Source organism: Paenisporosarcina antarctica (assembly GCF_004367585.1).
GTDB classification, from domain to species: Bacteria; Bacillota; Bacilli; order Bacillales_A; family Planococcaceae; genus Paenisporosarcina; species Paenisporosarcina antarctica.
In genome coordinates, this window is the sequence record NZ_CP038015.1 from 1576842 (window position 1) to 1597240 (window position 20399).

General features: G+C 38.6%; 17 protein-coding genes. 5 read left to right on the forward strand and 12 right to left on the reverse strand.

Annotation, left to right across the window (positions count from 1 at the left end; genetic code table 11):
• The first annotated feature begins 166 nt into the window (after positions 1–166).
• The 3 genes from parE to E2636_RS07955 are packed head-to-tail and all read left to right on the forward strand — an operon-like array spanning position 167 to position 5857.
• The gene (gene parE / locus E2636_RS07945) at positions 167–2140 is read left to right on the forward strand and encodes a DNA topoisomerase IV subunit B (protein WP_134209716.1); all 1974 of its coding nucleotides are present in this window, start codon (positions 167–169) and stop codon (positions 2138–2140) included.
• A complete protein-coding gene (parC, locus tag E2636_RS07950) occupies positions 2137–4581 on the forward strand; it encodes a DNA topoisomerase IV subunit A (protein WP_134209717.1) in 2445 nt (814 codons plus the stop codon). Before parE ends, parC begins: the two co-directional genes overlap by 4 nt.
• Positions 4582–4636: 55 nt before the next feature.
• Positions 4637–5857 (forward strand): MFS transporter, encoded by a 1221-nt coding sequence (locus E2636_RS07955; protein WP_134209718.1) that lies wholly within the window; start codon positions 4637–4639, stop codon positions 5855–5857.
• Positions 5858–5972: 115 nt separating this feature from the next.
• Here the strand turns inward: E2636_RS07955 and E2636_RS07960 are convergent, their stop codons facing one another.
• From E2636_RS07960 to E2636_RS07985, 6 genes are all read right to left on the reverse strand, one after another.
• Positions 5973–6344, reverse strand: coding sequence for an rRNA methyltransferase (locus tag E2636_RS07960; protein WP_134209719.1), 372 nt, complete (start codon positions 6342–6344; stop codon positions 5973–5975).
• A gap of 37 nt (positions 6345–6381) precedes the next feature.
• Positions 6382–6564, reverse strand: coding sequence for a hypothetical protein (locus E2636_RS07965; protein WP_134209720.1), 183 nt, complete (start codon positions 6562–6564; stop codon positions 6382–6384).
• 295 nt (positions 6565–6859) lie between these two features.
• A complete protein-coding gene (locus E2636_RS07970; RefSeq protein ID WP_134209721.1) occupies positions 6860–10081 on the reverse strand; it encodes a DEAD/DEAH box helicase in 3222 nt (1073 codons plus the stop codon).
• A gap of 445 nt (positions 10082–10526) precedes the next feature.
• On the reverse strand, positions 10527–12443 hold the full coding sequence (locus tag E2636_RS07975) for a PTS fructose transporter subunit IIABC (protein WP_134209722.1): 1917 nt from the start codon (positions 12441–12443) through the stop codon (positions 10527–10529).
• Positions 12440–13372: a 1-phosphofructokinase gene (gene pfkB / locus E2636_RS07980; RefSeq protein ID WP_134209723.1), complete on the reverse strand. Its 933-nt coding sequence runs from the start codon at positions 13370–13372 to the stop codon at positions 12440–12442. Before pfkB ends, E2636_RS07975 begins: the two co-directional genes overlap by 4 nt.
• Complete coding sequence (locus E2636_RS07985) at positions 13369–14121, reverse strand: DeoR/GlpR family DNA-binding transcription regulator (RefSeq protein ID WP_134209724.1); 753 nt, start codon at positions 14119–14121, stop codon at positions 13369–13371. Before E2636_RS07985 ends, pfkB begins: the two co-directional genes overlap by 4 nt.
• 143 nt (positions 14122–14264) lie before the next feature.
• Between E2636_RS07985 and E2636_RS07990 the strand changes: the two genes are divergently transcribed.
• Together E2636_RS07990 and ptsP are read left to right on the forward strand one after the other, a co-directional pair.
• On the forward strand, positions 14265–14531 hold the full coding sequence (locus tag E2636_RS07990; RefSeq protein ID WP_134209725.1) for a phosphocarrier protein HPr: 267 nt from the start codon (positions 14265–14267) through the stop codon (positions 14529–14531).
• Entirely contained in the window at positions 14531–16249 is a 1719-nt protein-coding gene (gene ptsP / locus E2636_RS07995) for a phosphoenolpyruvate--protein phosphotransferase (RefSeq protein ID WP_134209726.1), read from the forward strand. Before E2636_RS07990 ends, ptsP begins: the two co-directional genes overlap by 1 nt.
• A gap of 114 nt (positions 16250–16363) precedes the next feature.
• Here ptsP and moaA read toward each other — a convergent pair whose 3' ends face one another.
• The 6 genes from moaA to E2636_RS08025 are packed head-to-tail and all read right to left on the reverse strand — an operon-like array spanning position 16364 to position 20373.
• Entirely contained in the window at positions 16364–17380 is a 1017-nt protein-coding gene (gene moaA / locus E2636_RS08000; RefSeq protein WP_134209727.1) for a GTP 3',8-cyclase MoaA, read from the reverse strand.
• Positions 17381–17405: 25 nt separating this feature from the next.
• On the reverse strand, positions 17406–17966 hold the full coding sequence (gene mobA, locus E2636_RS08005; RefSeq protein WP_134209728.1) for a molybdenum cofactor guanylyltransferase: 561 nt from the start codon (positions 17964–17966) through the stop codon (positions 17406–17408).
• Positions 17966–18199 (reverse strand): MoaD/ThiS family protein, encoded by a 234-nt coding sequence (locus tag E2636_RS08010; protein ID WP_134209729.1) that lies wholly within the window; start codon positions 18197–18199, stop codon positions 17966–17968. Before E2636_RS08010 ends, mobA begins: the two co-directional genes overlap by 1 nt.
• Positions 18196–18636 carry a molybdenum cofactor biosynthesis protein MoaE gene (locus tag E2636_RS08015; protein WP_134209730.1) on the reverse strand — a complete coding sequence of 147 codons (441 nt, stop codon included), beginning with the start codon at positions 18634–18636 and terminating at the stop codon, positions 18196–18198. Before E2636_RS08015 ends, E2636_RS08010 begins: the two co-directional genes overlap by 4 nt.
• Entirely contained in the window at positions 18623–19144 is a 522-nt protein-coding gene (gene mobB / locus E2636_RS08020) for a molybdopterin-guanine dinucleotide biosynthesis protein B (protein WP_134209731.1), read from the reverse strand. The genes E2636_RS08015 and mobB overlap by 14 nt, the downstream gene beginning before the upstream one ends.
• Positions 19132–20373, reverse strand: a complete 1242-nt coding sequence (locus E2636_RS08025) for a molybdopterin molybdotransferase MoeA (protein WP_407670285.1) — start codon at positions 20371–20373, stop codon at positions 19132–19134. The genes mobB and E2636_RS08025 overlap by 13 nt, the downstream gene beginning before the upstream one ends.
• Between the last annotated feature and the right edge of the window lie 26 nt (positions 20374–20399).

Sequence of the window (20399 nt, forward strand, 5' to 3'; positions counted from 1 at the left end):
TATCACTTGTCACATCACGTCACAACCAACTTCAACGCTTACCAAGAACTTTCATTAACCTAAGTAAATTACGTGAAAATCATGTATTAAAGCATGAGACTCATTGCAATGGCGACTTTCATTCTATACAATGAAAACATCTGTTTGTTTTTTGGAGGAGAACGATTTGGCAAAAAATCAATCATCAACAGCATATAATGACGATGCAATTCAAGTACTCGAAGGCCTAGAGGCGGTTAGAAAACGTCCTGGGATGTATATTGGTTCTACGGATGCTAGAGGATTGCACCACTTAGTGTATGAAATTGTCGACAACTCTGTGGATGAAACGCTAGCTGGATATGGAAATCATATTATTGTAAATATTCATGAAGATCAAAGTATCAGTGTTCGAGACTTTGGACGTGGGATGCCCACTGGTATACACAAGACCGGAAAACCAACTCCAGAAGTTATTTTCACTATACTTCATGCAGGCGGTAAGTTCGGACAAGGTGGTTACAAAACAAGTGGGGGGCTACACGGTGTAGGTGCTTCAGTAGTGAATGCCTTATCATCATTTTTAGAAGTTACCATTCATCGTGATGGCAAGAAGTTTCGTCAACGATTTGAAAATGGTGGACACCCTGTAACAACACTTGAACATATTGGTTCAACAAAAGAATCAGGAACGTCTATTCATTTCTTACCGGATTCAACAATCTTTTCTGTTACAAAATACAACTATGAAACCATCAGTGAACGTTTACGTGAGTCTGCCTTTTTATTAAAAGGATTAAAAATCGAGTTAAATGATTTACGTACCGGCAAACAAGATATCTTCTTCTATGAAACTGGCATTGAGGCATTCGTAGCTTATTTGAATGAAGAAAAAGATGTCTTACATCCGGTTTCCTATGTAGAAGGAATACAAGATGAAATTGAAGTCGAATTTGCTTTTCAATTTAATGATGGGTATTCGGAAACGATTTTATCATTTGTAAACAATATACGAACGCGTGATGGTGGTACGCATGAAACAGGTGCGAAATCTGCTCTAACCCGTGTATTTAATGAATATGCTAGAAAAACTAGTTTATTAAAAGAAAAAGATAAAAATTTAGAAGGTGCAGACATTCGAGAAGGTGTTGCAGCGATCATTTCAGTTCGTATACCTGAAGCAATTCTTCAATTTGAGGGGCAAACGAAGAGTAAATTAGGAACAAGTGAAGCACGAGCAACTGTTGATGCAGTAGTTTCTGAGAAATTATTATATGTATTAGAAGAAAATGCAGAGTTGAGTGCATCACTTGTTCGTAAAGCGATTCGAGCACAACAAGCGCGAGAAGCAGCCCGTAGAGCACGTGAAGATGCGCGTAATGGTAAAAAGTCTAAGAAATCAAGTTCTATATTATCTGGTAAGTTAACACCAGCACAATCTCGTAATGCAGCAAAAAATGAGCTTTATTTAGTAGAGGGAGATTCTGCTGGTGGTTCTGCCAAACAGGGGCGTGACCGTAGCTTCCAAGCAATTTTGCCTCTCCGTGGGAAAGTCATCAATACGGAAAAAGCGAAACTTGCAGATATTATGAAAAATGAAGAAATATCTACAATTATTCATGCAATTGGTGGGGGAGTAGGCGCTGATTTCTCAGTTCCAGACATCGCCTACGATAAAATTGTCATTATGACAGATGCGGATACAGATGGAGCACATATTCAAGTGTTACTTTTAACATTCTTTTATCGATATATGAAGCCGTTAATAGAAGCTGGAAAAGTATATATTGCTTTACCACCACTGTATAAAGTTTATAAAGGTGCAGGAAAGAAAGAAGTCCTCATTTACGCATGGACCGAAGCTGAACTTGAAGTAGCTATACGCAAAATTGGTAAAGGGTACTTGATTCAACGCTATAAAGGTTTAGGTGAAATGAATGCCATTCAACTATGGGAAACTACGATGAATCCAGAGACAAGAACGTTAATTCGTGTAGAAATTGACGATGATGCGCGTGCTGAAAGACGTATCACTACGTTGATGGGTGACAAAGTAGAACCAAGACGAAGATGGATAGAAAACAATGTTAATTTTGGCTTAGATGAGGACAGTAACATTTTAGAAAATGAGCTCATCCATGCCGAGGAGGATTCAGAATGACACAAACCGAACGCTATCAAGATTTACCATTAGAAGAAGTCATCGGCGACCGGTTTGGCCGTTATAGTAAATACATCATCCAAGATCGTGCATTACCAGACGCAAGAGATGGCTTAAAACCAGTGCAACGTCGTATTTTATACGCGATGTTCCATGAAGGTAACACGAACGAAAAGCCGTTTCGTAAATCAGCTAAAACTGTTGGTAATGTGATTGGTAACTATCATCCGCATGGTGATAGTTCCGTTTACGAAGCCATGGTACGAATGAGCCAAGATTGGAAAGTGCGACACATGCTAATTGAAATGCATGGTAACAATGGTTCTGTAGACGGTGATCCACCAGCAGCTATGCGTTATACAGAAGCACGGTTGTCAGCCATTTCTGGTGAAATGCTTCGAGATATTCAGAAACAAACAGTAGATTTAATACAAACATTTGATGACTCCGAATTAGAACCAACTGTTTTACCAGCTCGTTTTCCCAATTTACTAGTTAACGGTGCAACTGGTATTTCAGCAGGATATGCAACAGATATGCCACCTCATGCGCTACATGAAGTATTAGATGCCGTATTAATGAGAATGGCTAACCCTAAAGCAACTGTAGATGAACTTATGACCGTAATAAAAGGGCCAGATTTTCCTACAGGTGGCACTATACAAGGTATTGAAGGCATTAAAAAAGCGTATGAAACCGGTAAAGGGAAAATTGTTGTTCGTTCAAAAGCCGTAATTGAACCGCTAAAAGGCGGTAAAGAACAAATCGTGATTACCGAAATTCCTTTTGAAGTCAATAAAGCGGTTTTAATTAAGAAAATTGATGATCAACGCTTGGATAAACGGTTAGACGGCATTGCAGATGTCCGAGATGAGTCTGATCGAACAGGTTTGCGTATTGTAATTGAATTGAAAAAAGAAATAGATGGTCGAGGCATTTTGCAATTCTTATTTAAGAACACAGATTTGCAAATTGCATACAATTTCAACATGATTGCGATTCATAATCGTCGACCAACCATGATGACACTCCCTATACTATTAGACGCCTATATTGGACATCAAAAAGATGTGGTAACAAGACGTTCTAATTTTGATTTACAAAAAGCAAAAGATCGAATTCATATTGTTGAAGGTTTAATGAAAGCACTCTCTATTTTGGATGAAGTCATCATTACCATTCGTGGATCTCAAGATAAGCGTGATGCGAAAAATAATTTAATAAGTGAATTTGCTTTTACTGAACCCCAAGCAGAAGCAATTGTTTCTCTTCAACTTTATCGATTAACAAACACGGATATTACAGACTTGAGAAATGAAGAAGCAGAACTTCAAAAAACAATTAAAGAGTTATTAGCCATATTAAATAACGAATCTATTTTAATTAAAGTTATTCAAGAAGAGATGCAAGCCATTCGTAAGCAATTTGCTGAACCACGAAGATCAATCATTGAGAACGAAATCGAAGAAATTAAAATAACGCTGGATGTTATGATTCCAAGTGAAGAAGTTATTGTTACTGTGACGAAAGATGGCTATGTAAAACGTACAAGTACGCGTTCTTATAATGCTTCAAACGGCAAAGACTTCGCGATGAAAGACTCGGATTATCTGTTATTTGAGTCGATGCTAAATACACAACATCACATATTATTATTTACAAGCTTAGGGAAATATATATATCAACCCATACATGAGTTACCTGAGATTCGTTGGAAAGACTTAGGTCAACATGTATCCAGTATGGTTTCACTTGATGCGAATGAAACGATAATAAAAGTTATACCAATCGACAACTTCGATGAAGATCGTTTTATCTTAGCCGTTTCAAAATTTGGTCAGATTAAGCGTTCGACGCTTGCAGAATATCAAGTTCAACGATATTCACGTGCGTTAAATACTATGAATTTGAAAAAAGGTGACGAAGTCATTCATATTGATTTAGTCACACAATCAGACGATGTCATTATCGTGACTCATAGTGCTTATGCTGTAAGATTTAATATGGAAGAAGTCACTGTAACTGGTGTTAAAACCAGTGGTGTTAAAGGGATTAACTTAAAAGAAGAAGATGTTGTAGTAAATGCAACTACCATATCAGTAGGTGTACGTGGTGATTTATTACTTGTAACACATCGTGGTGCCGTTAAAAAAATGTCGTTGAAAGAATTTGAAAATGGTACTCGTGGAAAACGTGGGATTGGTGTATTGCGCGAATTAAAATCAAATGCCCACAGAGTAAGTGGCGTACTGTTCGTACAAGATAACGACCAAGTGATGATTGAGACATCAAAAGGTGTACGTGAACTTGTTGATACGAAACCTATTCGTGTAACAGATCGTTATTCGAACGGCTCATTTATTGTTGATACGGACAAAGATGGAGATGTCGTACGATTATGGAAGGTTCTGAAAAAGAAGGAATATAGTAAGAAATCGTGAAAGGATACAACGGGGGAGTCAGTGTAGCTTCCCTTTGTTATAAATAGTGAAAAATATGTGGAGAAATCGTAATGTATGGATTATTTTAATAGGCGAATTGATTGCAGGTCTTGGATTATGGACGGGAATCATCGGAAATTTGGAGTTTATGCAAGAACGAATTCCATCAGATTTCTTAAAAGCAGTTATTATGGCAATTGGTTTATTAGCAGGTATTTTAGTTGGACCACTTGCTGGAAAAGTAATTGATCAATCGAAGAAAAAGACCGTCCTCTTAATATCTGGATTTGGTCGAATGATTAGTGTTTGCTTTATGTTAATTGCCATTGGCACGGGATCAATATGGTGGATGGTTGCATTTATGATTAGTATCCAACTATCAGCAGCCTTTTATTTTCCAGCGCTACAAGCAACCATTCCTTTAGTTGTTAAAGATGCTCAATTGCTTCAAATGAATGGTTGGCATATGAACGTAGCGACGATGGCTCGAGTCATTGGAACAGCGCTTGCGGGTGTAGTATTGGTGTATTGGTCATTAGAATCGCTTTATTTCATGTCAATCTTTGCTTATGGTGGTTTGCTGATCTTTACATTTATGCTACGTATAGATGAGGAAGAGGGAACAGAGGCACTAGTAAAAGTTTCTGCACCTGGTAAAGGCGGATTTATGGAAGTTTTTCCAATATTAAAGTCATACCCAGCTGTCATGATGACGTTAGTAATGACGTTAATTCCTTTATTATTTATCGGATCATTTAACTTGTTAGTTATTAACATTAGTGAATTGCAGGATTCAGCATCGATAAAGGGAACCATTTACGCTGCTGAAGGTATTGCGTTTATGATTGGTACGATTGTTGTGAAATATATCGCAAAAAAATGGAGCACAGGCACAATTTTATTCTTTTTTGCATTTGTCATTGGTTTTGCAGAGTTAATCTTAATATTTGCAGCTAATCCATTATTGTCGGTAACAGCATTTGCCGTGTTTGGTTTCGCAGTTGGTTGTTTTTTCCCAACTGCGATGACGATTTTCCAGAAGCAAATGCCAAGAGCATTCCATGGAAGATTTTTCTCATTCCGAAATATGTTGGAGCGAGTAATTTTCCAAGTCGTTTTGTTAGCAACAGGAGCATTATTAGATTTAATTGGCTTACAATGGATGGTCGTCGTATTTGGTGTTATAAGTTTATCATTAACAACCATTTTCTTAATTCAAATGAAGCAACGTAACATAAAATTAGATACAAATGATAAAACCGCTGAAATAGCATAATTTCAGCGGTTTTTCTATTTTGTCTCACTGTTTCAAGTATACTTGTTTAATGAGATGCAACTTCCTATAATTTATATTATGACCGGGGCGTTTCTTAAATTGACTAACAGCCTGCTTACTCCAACCTATATCTATAACTCATGTCCTTACTTTGTTTTATATCAATGTGTTGGATACTATATTCAATTACATCATTAATATATAAATTATGGTTTTTTGCAAACGCTTTAAGTTGAATTAATAATTCTTTATCATAAGTTGTTTTGTATTGAATTCGATCATTAGGTCTCATATGTTTATTGAATGTGATTTTTCCATCGGCTAAAACTACTTTCAATCCACTTTCAATTAAATAATTAATATGTGTATCATTATCTGCTGCTAATTTTTTTAAGGACTCAATAACAGATTTACTAATATTCGTTCTGAATTTAACTCTAGATTCATCGGTCATATGAATAAGTTTGCCATTTAATAATTTCCACATAATTAAATTCTCCTAACTTCTCTGACTATCATTATCATTACTTTACTTTTTCTGGTTTTCCTGAAAATTGTTCCCTATTCATTGTTATTCCTTGTTTGGAAAGTACATTTCGAATTGCTCGATTTGTAAGTCCGATGATTGGTACCAATTCTTTAAATGACATATCACTTTTGTACATGTTGATAATAGCTTCATCTGTTATTCCAGGTTTACGAGGCATAACTGGAGATTCCTTCCTACGAAATATTACTGAATAATATTATCTTGATTATACAAACAAATGTTCTTTTTGTCCAATATTTACCATGAGATAAAAAGATTTTTTATATAATTTACTACTGCTATATTCACAATCTATATGTGGAAAATAATTTAATTCATTAAATTAAACTCTTGATTGAATATAAAAGACAAAAAGAAACGTTATTAAACCAGTAACCTTTCTATTGTCATCTCAATGCAATTATCTTTTTCTGTAAACCGATTTTCACTTCTAGTTTACTTCATAAATTATTCTATATCTTCAATATTGACCGAATGTCATCTTCAGTAAGTGTTGATGAAACTTTTCCCTCGGAATCGAATACTTCTTCAATTAGAAGTCTCTTTTTATCTTGAAGTTCATTCATTTTTTCTTCAATTGTTCCTCGAGCAACAAGCTTTATTACGTGTACAACATTTGTCTGTCCAATGCGATGGGCACGATCAGCTGCTTGTTCCTCGACTGCAGGATTCCACCAATTATCATATAGGATTACCGTATCAGCACCCGTTAAATTTAGTCCGGTGCCTCCTGCTTTCAAGGAAATGAGGAATAGATCACGCTCACCATCATTAAATTGATTGCAGATGTCCACCCGTTCCTTTGATGGAGTTTTTCCATCAAGATAGAAATATGGGTGCCCTTGAATCGCCAGTTCCCTTCCTATTAGCTCAAGCATTTTAGTGAATTGGGAGAAAATCAACACTCTTCTCCCTGCGATTTGAGATTCCTCTACAATTTGAAATAACTGTTCAAATTTCGCTGAGCTTCCTGTATATCCATCTACAAATAATGCTGGATGACAACAAATCTGCCGTAACCGAGTCAACCCAGCCAGAATTTTAATGCGATTTTTTCTAATACCATCTTTATCCAGGTGCTTCAACGTATCATGACGTAGTTTCGCTAAATAGGCAGCGTATAGCTTTTTTTGATCAGGTAGCAACTCGATTGATTCTATGGATTCGATTTTATCTGGAAGCTCTGAAAGTACATCCTCTTTTAAACGGCGTAGTAAAAATGGTCGAATCCGCCGGGCAATTGTTTCCTTAGAAAGGTTACTATATTCCTTTAACCCCATAAATAATTCAGGAAAAACAACATGGAAAATTGACCACAATTCTTCAAGTGAATTTTCCACAGGTGTTCCAGTTAAAGCGAAGCGATAATCTGCCTGTATCTTCTTTACAACTCGTGCTGTTTGTGTCCAATGATTTTTAAATGATTGTGCCTCATCAAAAAACACAGTGTGAAAAGTTTGTTTTTCAAACCACATTATATCTCTGCGTAACAAAGGGTAGGAGATAATAACAACATCGACTTCCATTGCAATCTTTAACTTGTTAGTCCTTTCTGTTTTATTACCATCAATGACAACAGCTTGTATATTTGGAGCGAATTTTGTGAATTCATTAAGCCAGTTATATGTCAATGATGATGGGCAAACAACAAGGACTGGAAAATTCTTTATTTGGGTTTCTTTAAGCTCAGACTGAATAAATGCTATACTTTGTAGCGTTTTCCCCAGCCCCATATCATCCGCAAGAATTCCTCCAAAACCATAGCTCGACAGTGTTTTCATCCATTTATAACCAATCTTTTGATAGTCTCGCAATATAGACTCAAGACTATTCGGTACCTGAAACTCCAAACTACCTGGATTTCGGATGTTTTCTAAGAATTTCTTGAACGACTCCTCTAAGGTGAACGATTGTTCATCAACAGAATTAAATAGTTGAAGTCCCTTGACTATTGGTAAATATAAGCCTTCTTCCAGATTTTCATTTTGGACTGGTGATGCATTTAGAAAGCGCCTAATTTCTTCGAATTCCCTTGTTTCTAATGAGAGTAATGAACCATTTCGCAAACGATAATACTTCCGTTTTTCTTCTAAAGCCAATAGAATATCACGTATATGCTTGTCAGGAATTCCATCCATTTCAAATTTGAATTCAAGCCAATTAGTGCGCTCTGTTTGCACCTTTACCCTAATCCGTGGACGAGCATTTTCTCTGAAAATCCGATTTCTTACTGCAGTAGTTGCGTATATTTCTACAAGATTTTGTATTTGGGGGATGACGTGATACAAAAACGAATACTCCAACTCTTCATTATGTAAAAAATACCCACCGTCCGTCTTGATAAACAAGCTATCTTCTATCATCTGAAGGATTACATTTTCCTTCTCTACTTCCCTAATAATCATGGGATCCATCAAAAGTTGCCGACTTTCAAAAGGGTCAATGATAATATTTCCATATTGAAACTCTAAACCGGCAAGCAATCGATTTTTCACACGGTCCAAGTATAGTTTGGCAATTAAAGGTGAACTCTTATCAAAATTTTTCGAGATAGCTACAGGCAGTTGAACATCTCCTAGTTTCTGCAATCCTGGAACTACTTTTTCTAGAAAAATGTCTATTTGCTCAAAAGGTATTAAAATACTATTCGACCCTGAAGTATCGAGCATCTTTTTCAGGTCTGCTAGACGGTTAACGTCCTCACTTTTCATCTGTATCACTTTTCCCTCAGAGAGGACAGAGCTATATGAATTCAATACAACTAATTGATCTATTCCATTACTCCTCAGTTCATAGGCGGAGTTCTCTGCTTCAGAAATGTCAAAATGTATAGAAAGTCGTTCGTTTGATACGTGAATACCATCATATATTATTCCGTCATATTCGAGCTTAAGAACTGGTGCTTTCTTAAGTATCGGCAAAAGCCTTACCCAGGAAGACGGAGGAATCAGTAATATATGGTTATCCCTCATAATATTCGATTCATCGGGCCATTCATTTATGTACAGCTGTTCATCGTTAACTATTTGTATGAGTTGCTGAACCACAGCATCTGATTCATTTTGAATGCAATGAGTGCTCTGGTCATACGTGAATGAAATGGATAGCAAAATAGGAATTCCTGCATTCACTTTTTCCAAAAAGTCACGAATATTTGCAATATGTGTTGAACCAATCTTAATTTCTATTCCGAACATGAATTGTCCTTCATTTATACAGACGGGTTTACATGTAAACTCTACATCAACGGCTTGCCTTTTCTCAAAGTAAAGTTGGTGATTACTTGATCGTTTAGGCTGATTATTGAAAAGGGTTAACAAACCCTCTGTGAGTGCTTGAGTTTTTAACGCTTTCGAGTGTTGTTCACTAATATCAATAGGCATTGTTCCTTGAAGCTGATGTTCGTGAATTAACAATAAAACTGCCGCAATATGCTGACAATTCTTTTGAAAGGAAGCAAGCTTAGGGCAGCTACATTTTGTGAGAATTCCCCCGTTAGAGTCCTTTTTAATGTTGACGTAGAAGTCTTCCAATCCTGCCACTATTGCATCACAATGGTCAGAACTGTACGTTTTAAATGTCACATTATTAGTACGATAAAAAGAGTCCCCTTTTTTAAAGGAGACTATTCCGCACATTTCTTTAATGATTTTTTGATTAATTTTTATATTCAAATGCCGTGCACCTTCTTAAGGATATTTCGCTTCTGTTACCAATGGCTATTTATGTGGAATTTTCATGTTTTAATTAGGTGGATTTATAGTTCAGACTCAGACAATCATTAAATCTTTATCACAATTGTATCATATAGGGTTTCTAATTTAATGAGATATAGATAATCAGTATATAGTCTTTTTAACAAAAATTTAGGATTAAATTACTTGATAAACTTAGTGTATTTCTATATCCACTTCCCCTTTTTTTACTTCTGTTTGTCTATTTGCAATTCTTTTAATTCATTTGCAAATTGGTTTGAAGATTCTTGTAATTTGTAAAACTCGTAGGATTGTTCTACTTTAAATTATTACTCACCTATCTTCCCCACTTATCCAGCCAATCCCCTATTAAAAATCCATCTCTAACTCAAGTGAGAGTTTAAGAGATGGATTTATATAAATCTTATTCGATTATTTTCTTTTTCAATAATCCAGCCATTACTGCGGTAACTATTGAACCAGCAATGATTGCCAATGCATAAAGCATAACTTTAGCGATTCCCCCGTCAACAAGTCCCATGACGAATATTCCTCCGTGAGGAGCACGAAGACCAATATCAAACAACATAACGAGACCACCAGCCAAAGCTGCTCCAGTTACTGCTGAAGGAATGACACGTGCAGGGTCTGCTGCTGCGAATGGAATAACACCTTCTGTGATAAAGCATGCCCCTAGGACATAAGCCGTTTTCCCGGCTTCTCTTTCTGGCTTAGTGAAACGGTTTTTGAATAATGTCGTCGCTAACGCCAATCCAAGTGGCGGTACCATACCTGCTGCCATAACTGTTGCGATATACGTGAAGTTTTCTGCATCGAGCATCGCAATGCCGAATGTATAAGCAGCTTTATTTATTGGCCCACCCATATCGATCGCCATCATTCCGCCTAAAATCAACCCTACGAGTACAGCGTTTGTCCCACCTAATCCTTCTAAAAATGAAGATATTCCTGTATACACTTTTGTTAACTGTGGATTCACAAGCATCATAATTATCCCGGTAATCGCAATACTAAATAGTGGGAAAAATAATACGGGTTTCAAACCTTCAAGAGATTCTGGTAATTTCGAGAACATTTTCTTAACAAACAGCGTGACATAACCTGCAAGGAAACCAGCGATAATACCACCAAGGAAACCAGATCCTCCGCTAGCCCCTTCTACACCTGTTACTGTTATTGCGATTAATCCACCAATCATACCCGGTGCAAAACCTGGTCGATCCGCGATACTGCTAGCAATAAACCCAGCCAATACTGGTACCATAAGGAAGAATGCTTTAGCCCCGCCGATTGTGCCTAGCATCGCTGCAAATGCATTGTATTCTGGACTGTCAGGGTCACCGGATTCTATTCCCCAGAAGAATGAAATGGCGATTAATATCCCACCACCTACCACAAATGGCAACATGTTAGAAACACCATTCATTAAGTGTTTATAAAACCCATTGCTCGATTCTTTTCCAGTCGTTTCTTCTTTCGATGAGTCGTGCTGGTAAATTGGTGCGTCATTTGTGATAGCACGATTTAATAAGTTATCAGTCTCGTAAATTGCTTTACCAACTTTGACTTGAATGACAGGTTTACCATTGAAACGTGACATTTCTACTTTCGTATCTGCAGCAACGATGATGGCATCGGCTTCTGCGATATCTGCGTCAGTCAAGCGATTCTTCACTCCACTTGAGCCGTTTGTTTCTACTTTGAGTGAAATCCCTAATTCTTTTGCTCGTTCTTTCAGCTTTTCAGCAGCCATGTAAGTATGCGCAATCCCTGTTGGACATGCGGTAACGGCTAGAATTTTCTTAGAAGATTTTACAGCATCATGTGTTTGTTCTGCTCCTAAGTCTTCTTCAGGTCCATCCACTTCCGTTTCCTTATCGGTTACAGCTCTTAATACTTCGTCAATTGATTTTGCTTCAAGTATTTTCTGTCTGAAATTAGAATCCATCAAGAAAGTAGCTAATCTTGAAAGAGCTTCGAGATGGTCATTATTTGCGCCTTCACTTGCCGCAATCATGAAAAACAGATGCGCTGGTTGACCATCAAGTGATTCATAGTCAAGACCAGTATGGGATCTCCCAAACGCGATGGCAGGTGCTTTTACAGCTGAAGATTTCGCATGAGGAATCGCAATACCGTCACCAATGCCAGTGGTACTCTGTTCTTCACGTGCTAATATGTCTCTCGTAAACGCTTTTTTATCTTTCAGCTTGCCTGCTTTGTCTAGTTTGCCAATTAACTCAGTCAACACATCTTGTTTGGAACCTGCTTGTAGATCCAAAATAATCGTTTCTTCTGTCAGTAATTGTGTAATTTTCATCTTGTCACATCCTCTTCATGTAATGGGTGTAGTTGTACTTGATCTAACAGTGCTTCAACATCACTTTTTTCACATAAATCTGAGCGGAAAGCGGTGGCACTTCCACTTGCTACACCATATCGGAATGCCTTTTCTGCATCTTTTTCTTTTGTATAGGATGCGATAAATCCAGATATGACTGAATCTCCAGAACCCACGGTGTTTACAACTTTTCCTTTCGGTGCTTCTGCGGAAAGAATATGGTCTTTTGTGACGAGAAGTGCCCCTTCTTTTCCCATCGAGACAATAACATGTTGAACACCTTGATGCACTAGTTTTTTTGCATAATGGCAGGCTTCCTGTTTATTAGAAATGATCGTTTCGAATAATTCACCTAGCTCATGTTCGTTCGGTTTGATTAAAAATGGCTGTGTGTTTACCAAATCTTTAAGTGCAGGTCCGGATGTATCAAGTACAAAATGAACACCTTCGTCACGGCAAATTGAAGCAATTTTCATAAAAAACGTTTGCGGAATCGACTCTGGTAGACTACCAGCAAGGACAAACCAATCTCCTTTTTTTAATATTCTGATTTTTTCTATTAATAGATATTGTTGATGTGTATTGATCACTGGACCAGGGCCGTTCAATTCTGTTTCTTCTTGCGCTTTAATCTTCACATTGATTCGTGTAATCTCTTCAGTCTCTATAAAGTCAGTTTCAATACCTTCGTTCACTAGAAACTGTTCAATATAGTTTCCTGTAAACCCACCTGTAAATCCGAGTGCAACGCTATTGACATCAAGACGTTTTAACACTCGTGATACATTGATCCCTTTACCTCCTGGATAGTAATAAACTTCATCTGAACGATTGAGTGTAGCTGTATGAAATTCGGGTAAATATGTGGTGTAGTCAATTGATGGTGTAATGGTGCATGTATAAATCATCTCTTCTCCACCTTTACAGTAGTATTATTCTGTAATGATTCAATGGCTTCCTGTGGGAGGTTATCTACAAGTAAAACAGCCTCTTCTAAATCAAGAATTTTAGTGAAACTTACTTTTTCATATTTCGTGTGATCTGTAACCACATACGTTTGTCTAGCAAGTGAACTCGCTAGTTTCTTTACTGAAGCCTCTTCAGGATCTGGTGTTGTATATCCATAGCTCACATGAAAACCATTTACACCAAGAAAACATTTATCAAATCGATAGTTTTGTAATGCTTGAATGGTTTGTGAGCCAACAAGCGCTGCCGTTCTAGACTTGATTAAGCCACCGGTCAAATACGTTGTAATTCCGTATTCATTTAGTGAATCAATATGTGTGAGTCCGTTGGTAACAACGACTACATTTTTGTCTTTCAAATGAGGAATCATTTGAAATGTGGTACTACCAGCATCAAGAAAAATGCAATCTCCTTCTTGGATGAACGAAGCGGCAAACTTAGCTAAGCGTTTCTTTTCTTGAAGGTTTTTGGTAGACTTATCTAAGATGCTGGGTTCTAATAAATTCCGCTCTGTTAACATGGCCCCACCGAAGACTCGTTCTAACTTGTTTTGATTTTCTAGCTCAGTTAAATCTCTTCTTATCGTAGACTCTGAAGCACCAGTAGCGTCTACAATATCTTGCATTTTTATTGTTTGTTTATCATCTAATAAGCTTATTATCATGTCATGCCGTTCATTTGTTAACACCTTGGCACCTTCTTTATTTGTTATTAAATAGATAATACTTGAAATCGCTTTCAAAATCAATCATAATCAATCATAAGCAGTCACAATCATTCAAAAAATATTGGTTGTCATGCACGGAACACCAAATTAGAGGAGGAATTTCAATGATTGAAAAACAATATAACATCACATCAGCAGAAGGTATTCATGCTCGTCCAGCAGCAGTTTTAGTGGGGGCTCTTGCTCCATTTAAATCGGATATTACACTTGAGTGGAATGATAAAAAAGTTAATTTAAAATCAATATTAGGTGTCATGTCTCTTGGCGTTTCATCTGGTGCAAGTATTAACATAGCGGCTAACGGAGAAGATGAAGAACAAGCAATGGCGAAAGTATCAGAGATTATGGAAACACAAGGACTTGGGAACTAATGACTCAAAAATTATCCGGAATTGCAGCGTCAAATGGAATTGCCATTGCCAAAGCTTTCAGACTTGAAAATCCGGAATTAATTGTTAAAAAAACGTCTATTTCAAATATTAATGCGGAGCTTGCTCGCTTTGACTCAGCTATGGCTCAGTCTAAATCAGAACTTGAAACAATTAAAGCGCAAACGGCTCAACAAATGAATGATGAAGAAGCCGCTATTTTCAGTGCTCATCTTCTTGTGTTAAGTGATCCAGAATTACTTGGACCCATCACCGATAAAATCAAGTCAGAAAATGTGAATGCAGAGTTCGCCTTACAGGAGACGGCTAATATGTTCATCGGATTATTTGAATCGATGGACAATGAATATATGAAGGAACGTGCAGCGGACATCCGTGACGTGACTAAACGTGTATTAGCACATCTATTAGGTGTATCCATTCAAAGTCCTAGCATGATTAAAGATGAAGTGATTATCATTGCAGAAGATTTGACTCCTTCAGATACTGTTCAGTTGAATCCTCATTTTGTAAAAGGCTTCATAACAGATATCGGTGGACGCACATCACATTCTGCCATCCTAGCACGGACACTTGAAATCCCTGCTGTTGTTGGAGCAAAAACCGTTATGTCTACTATTCAAAACGGCATGATTGTGATTGTTGATGGACTAGACGGCGACATCATCGTCAATCCAGATACGGAGACAATTGCTCGTTATAAGGAGAAAAAAGCAAGCTACGAATTACAAAAATCCGAATGGGCAACGCTTAAAAACGAAGCTACTATAACTTCTGACGGTCATCATGTGGAACTAGGTGCCAATATTGGTACGCCTAAAGATGTCGTGGGTGTTCTTGAACACGGTGGTGAAGCAATCGGTTTGTACCGTACTGAATTTCTTTATATGGGGCGTAATCAGTTCCCTACTGAAGAGGAGCAATTTGAGGCTTATTCATCCGTGCTTAAACAAATGGACGACAAACCGACAGTTGTTCGTACACTTGATATTGGTGGCGACAAAGAACTTTCCTATTTACAATTACCGAAAGAAATGAATCCATTTTTAGGTTTACGTGCTATTCGTCTTTGTTTAGAAATGGAAGATATGTTCAGAACGCAACTTCGGGCATTGCTGCGTGCTAGTGTCCATGGAAATTTGAAGATTATGTTCCCGATGATTGCAACACTTGAAGAATTCAGACAAGCAAAAACGCTTTTCCTTGAAGAAAAAGCGAAGCTTAAAGAAGAGCATATTGAAGTGAGTAACACGATTGAAGTCGGAATCATGGTTGAAATTCCTTCAACAGCAGTCATGGCAGATATCTTTGCTAAAGAAGTAGACTTTTTCTCAATTGGCACGAACGATTTGATTCAGTATACAATGGCTGCTGATCGCATGAATGAACGTGTTTCCTACCTTTACCAACCGTTTAACCCTGCTATCCTTCGCCTCGTGAAAAACGTCATTGACGCTTCGCACAAGGAAGGTAAATGGACAGGTATGTGTGGTGAAATGGCAGGAGATGAAATAGCTATCCCTATCCTTCTAGGGCTCGGACTAGATGAGTTTTCAATGAGCGCGTCTTCTATCTTGAAAGCCCGCTCGCAAATTAAAAAACTATCTAAAGTGGAAATGGAAAGTCATACTGATGCCATACTCTCTTTATCTACCTCAGATGAAGTAGAGTCGTATGTTAGAGCTTTAACAACAAAATAATGTAACTGATAAAAAGGCATGTAGATTCATAATTGAATCTACATGCCTTTTATTTTTGATTCTTATTTCTGAATGATACAAGAGTTCAGTAATTCTTTCTCAAAACACTAACGATTATCCACCGATATAGGACATGCCGATTTTCTTGCGGCTTCTTGAGGTTTGTTCAGTGCGCTCATCTGAGTAGCGGTCAGTACGTTGCACCCATACGCTGCTAATTGCATCTAACAGCTCTTCATCGTCTAAGTCGCTTCGGAGCAGTTTTCTGAGATCAAAGCCTTCAGTCGCAAACAAGCATGTATAGAACTTTCCATCTGACGACAACCGTGCACGAGTGCAAGATGAACAGAACGATTCCGATACCGAAGTGATAAAACCAACCTGTGCATGGCTATCTTTGTAGCGGTACCGCTTTGCAACTTCTCCGAAATAATCCTTGTCTACGGGTTCCAGGTCGTAAACAGACAGAAGACGTTCGTGAATTTCCTTTTTTGTAACGACTTTTTTAAAACTCCATCCATTATCGTTACCAACATCCATGAATTCAATGAAACGAAGCGTAATCCCTCGTTCTTTGAAATAAGCAGCCATGGGAAGAATTTCACAATCGTTCACACCTTTTTGGACGACCATGTTCACTTTGATTTCAAACCCTACCTCTATCGCATGATCAATTTGTTTTAAAATATGCAAAGGGCTGACTCCCCGTCCGTTCAGTTTACCGAACAGCTCTGGATCGAGGGCATCCAAGCTTATGTTCAGTCTCCGTAAGCCGGCATTATATAGAGGCTGTGCTTGTTGTCCAAGCAATACACCGTTTGTTGTCAGCCCAATATCTTCCACTCCATCAACCGATAAGATTTTCTCCACAAGTTCTGGAAGACCGCGTCGCATAAGTGGCTCTCCACCGGTTAACCGGATTTTCTTGACTCCCAGTGAAACAAACAGCTTTGTCAGCCGATGTATCTCCTCAAATGACAGCAAATCTTGTTTTGGCAAAAATACATATTCATCGCCGAAAACCTCTTTTGGCATACAATACGAACAACGGAAATTGCACTTGTCCGTTACAGAAATTCGTAAATCACGAATGGGTCTTCTAAGCTGGTCTTGTAGCGGATAGTCAGTCATGTTTATCCCCCTCCCTTCCTTCCTACTAATCAGTTGTGTTAATGTTTCTGAAAATAGTTTTATCGAAATTAATTAGCTCTGAATCCACCCATTTGGTCTCTACTTTATCTAAAAACTTCATCACACTTAGTTGTTTATTTAGGACTTCTCGCTTCAAGTCCTTTTTCACATGATGATTCCAAATACTGAACAACGGAATGTATTCTACGCTTGTTGTTCTTACAGCGGTCACATCATTTGTCCCTTCAGCCAATTGGATAAGTTCTGAAGTTTCTTTTTGTCCGATAAACGGCATATCACACGGCAACACGAGATATTGAACGGCAGGACGCTCGGTCATTGCTGTATAAATACCTGCGAGTGGACCGAGCCCTGAAATTGATGGAAGATCGATAATCACATCTAATTCCTTCGGAAAACGAGGAACCAGTTCTTCCCTTGTAACGATGACAACGTGATTACAGACAGCGTCTAGTGCACGACGCACGTGTTCGTAAAAGAACTTGTCATTTATACAGGCAAAAGCTTTTGGAGAACCAAAGCGCCGTGACATCCCCCCGGCGAGCAAGATTCCGACTGTCTCCATTAGCCGCCACTTACTGGTGGGATAAATGCTACCACGTCGCCACTTTCGATGATGTCTGACGGCATTGCATATTCTTCGTTTACTGCAATTCGCACAGAGCTATTTCGGATGCCAGGGTATTTCTCGTCGGCCCATTTCCACAAGTCTTCCACAGTTTGATTTGAAAAATAGACGCTCTCTTTTGGAATTCCTGTCAGAACTCGAATTCCAGCAAAATAATGCAATTCAATCATAAGATTTCCTCCTTAGGCTTTTTCTTCTGATCACCTATCCACTCTTCGCCGTCTTCCCAAATTTCCTTTTTCCATATCGGAACAATTTCCTTAATGCGCTCGATAGCATATTCGTTTGCTTCATATGCAGTTTTGCGGTGTGGTGAAGAAACAGCTATTACAACAGCAATGTCACTGATCTGTAGCTCCCCGATTCGGTGAGCAATCGCAACACTTGTCCCCTCCCACTTGTCTTCGATTTCTCGCCCGATTTCTGCTAGCTTTTTCTCAGCCATTGGAACATATGCCTCGTACGCAAGATAAAGTGTCCGTACACCTTTCGTCCATTCGCGTACATGGCCGGTGAAAAGTGTTACTGCGCCAGCTTCCGGTCTCAGTACATAATCGGAGTACAGTTGCGGGTTAATTGGTTCGGTTACCACTTCAAATGCTTTCATTTGTTTCACCTACCATCCATTTAGCAAACCACTTATATATATCATCCAAACGACTTCGCTCTAAGGTATTAAATCCTTTAAGTTCCAAGCATTCATGAACGATGACCAGAACGATGTTGTCGAGGTCCTGCAATGTTTCCCAATCTTGTTGTGATCGAACAAGTACAACCTTATCAAACGCAGCTTTTTTAAATCCTTCGATAAGTACGATGTCCGGTTTTGATTGGCACGACAGTTCGATTAGCTCATCTAGATTACCTGTGTTGTTTTGCATATGTATCTGTACAACACCTTCGCCATATGCAAGGGAACTTTGTGCGCCATGATTAAAAAATTGCATGCTGTCCGTTTCTACAGGAGGTAATTCAAGTGCACCACCGTGGCCATGATGTTTAATGGTAGAGATCGTTTTTCCATTGTTCTGCGCTAAGTCAAGAAACCCTGTGATTAACGTTGTTTTTCCACTGTTCTTAAAACCGACCACTTGTAACACTTTTACAGTAACCATTTTCCGGTTCCTTCCTCTACACCAAGAAGTAGCACGTCGACTTTGTCGCCTACTGTGAATCCTCTTGAGCCTCCGGGGAGGACAATGAGAGCATTGCCTCTAGCGATGGAAGATACTGCGTTTGATTTATTGAATCCTGCGGGTCGTATAGTTACTCCATCATATACAGCCCGGATAAACCTGCTGAACGGATTTGCTTTTGTGAAATCCTCCGCAAGAACTGCTGTTGTATGTGGCAAGTATATTTTATCGGCACCCATCATTTTCAGTAGAGCAGGTCGTACGAACAATTCGAATCCGGTAAAACAAGCTGAAGGATTGCCAGAAAGTCCGAATAGATATCGCCCGTTTGCCACCGCTACTGTCGTCACACTTCCAGGACGCATTGCGACTTTATTAAATAGTACTTTCGCTCCCAAACGTTCATAAATGGCAGGCAGAAAGTCAAAATCTCCTACTGAAACACCGCCTGTTGTGATCAAGCAATCTGTTTCTTTCTCGGCTCTTTTCACCATTTCTAAGCTTGATTCAAGATTATCTGGAGACAACCCATACATTTTGAAGCAGATGCCCATTCGCGCTAGTTGTGCTGCAATCATCGGCCCGTTACTATTACGTATTTTGCCTGGAGCAAGTTGTTCGCTGACATCCAATAGTTCTGTCCCTGTTGATAGGATTCCGACAACTGGTTGTTTTGCTACTCGGACCTTGTCGTAACCAAACGTAGCAAGTAGTGCCACGGTTCCAGGATGAATCAAGCTTCCGACTTCGATGATTTCTTCCCCTTCCTTCACGTCCTCACCTTGTAAAGATACATTTTCAAGCGTATCAAATGGCTTACGAATGGTAAAGGAATCACCTAATTCTATGGTCTGTTCAAACATGACAATGGCATCTGCACCAGATGGAAGAGGTGCTCCTGTCATGATTCGAACTGCTTCATTTTTGGTTAGGGTTTTACTTGACACTATTCCCGCTCCTATATGATCAATGACACTGAATTCGATTCGGTTGTCACCTGTGGCACCAGCAGTATCTACTGACCGAATGGCAAACCCATCATACGGGGAACGATCAAAATGAGGCACATCATGTTGCGCTATGATGGGTTCTATAAGAATTCGTCCAAAGCTTTCAAAAAGACCCACTGTTTCTTCTCCTAGCGTTTGCGCATGGTCAATTACACGTTCAATCGCTTCTGCTACAGATATGGGTTTACGCTGTTTCATCAACGTCCTCACTCCTTAGTCAATCA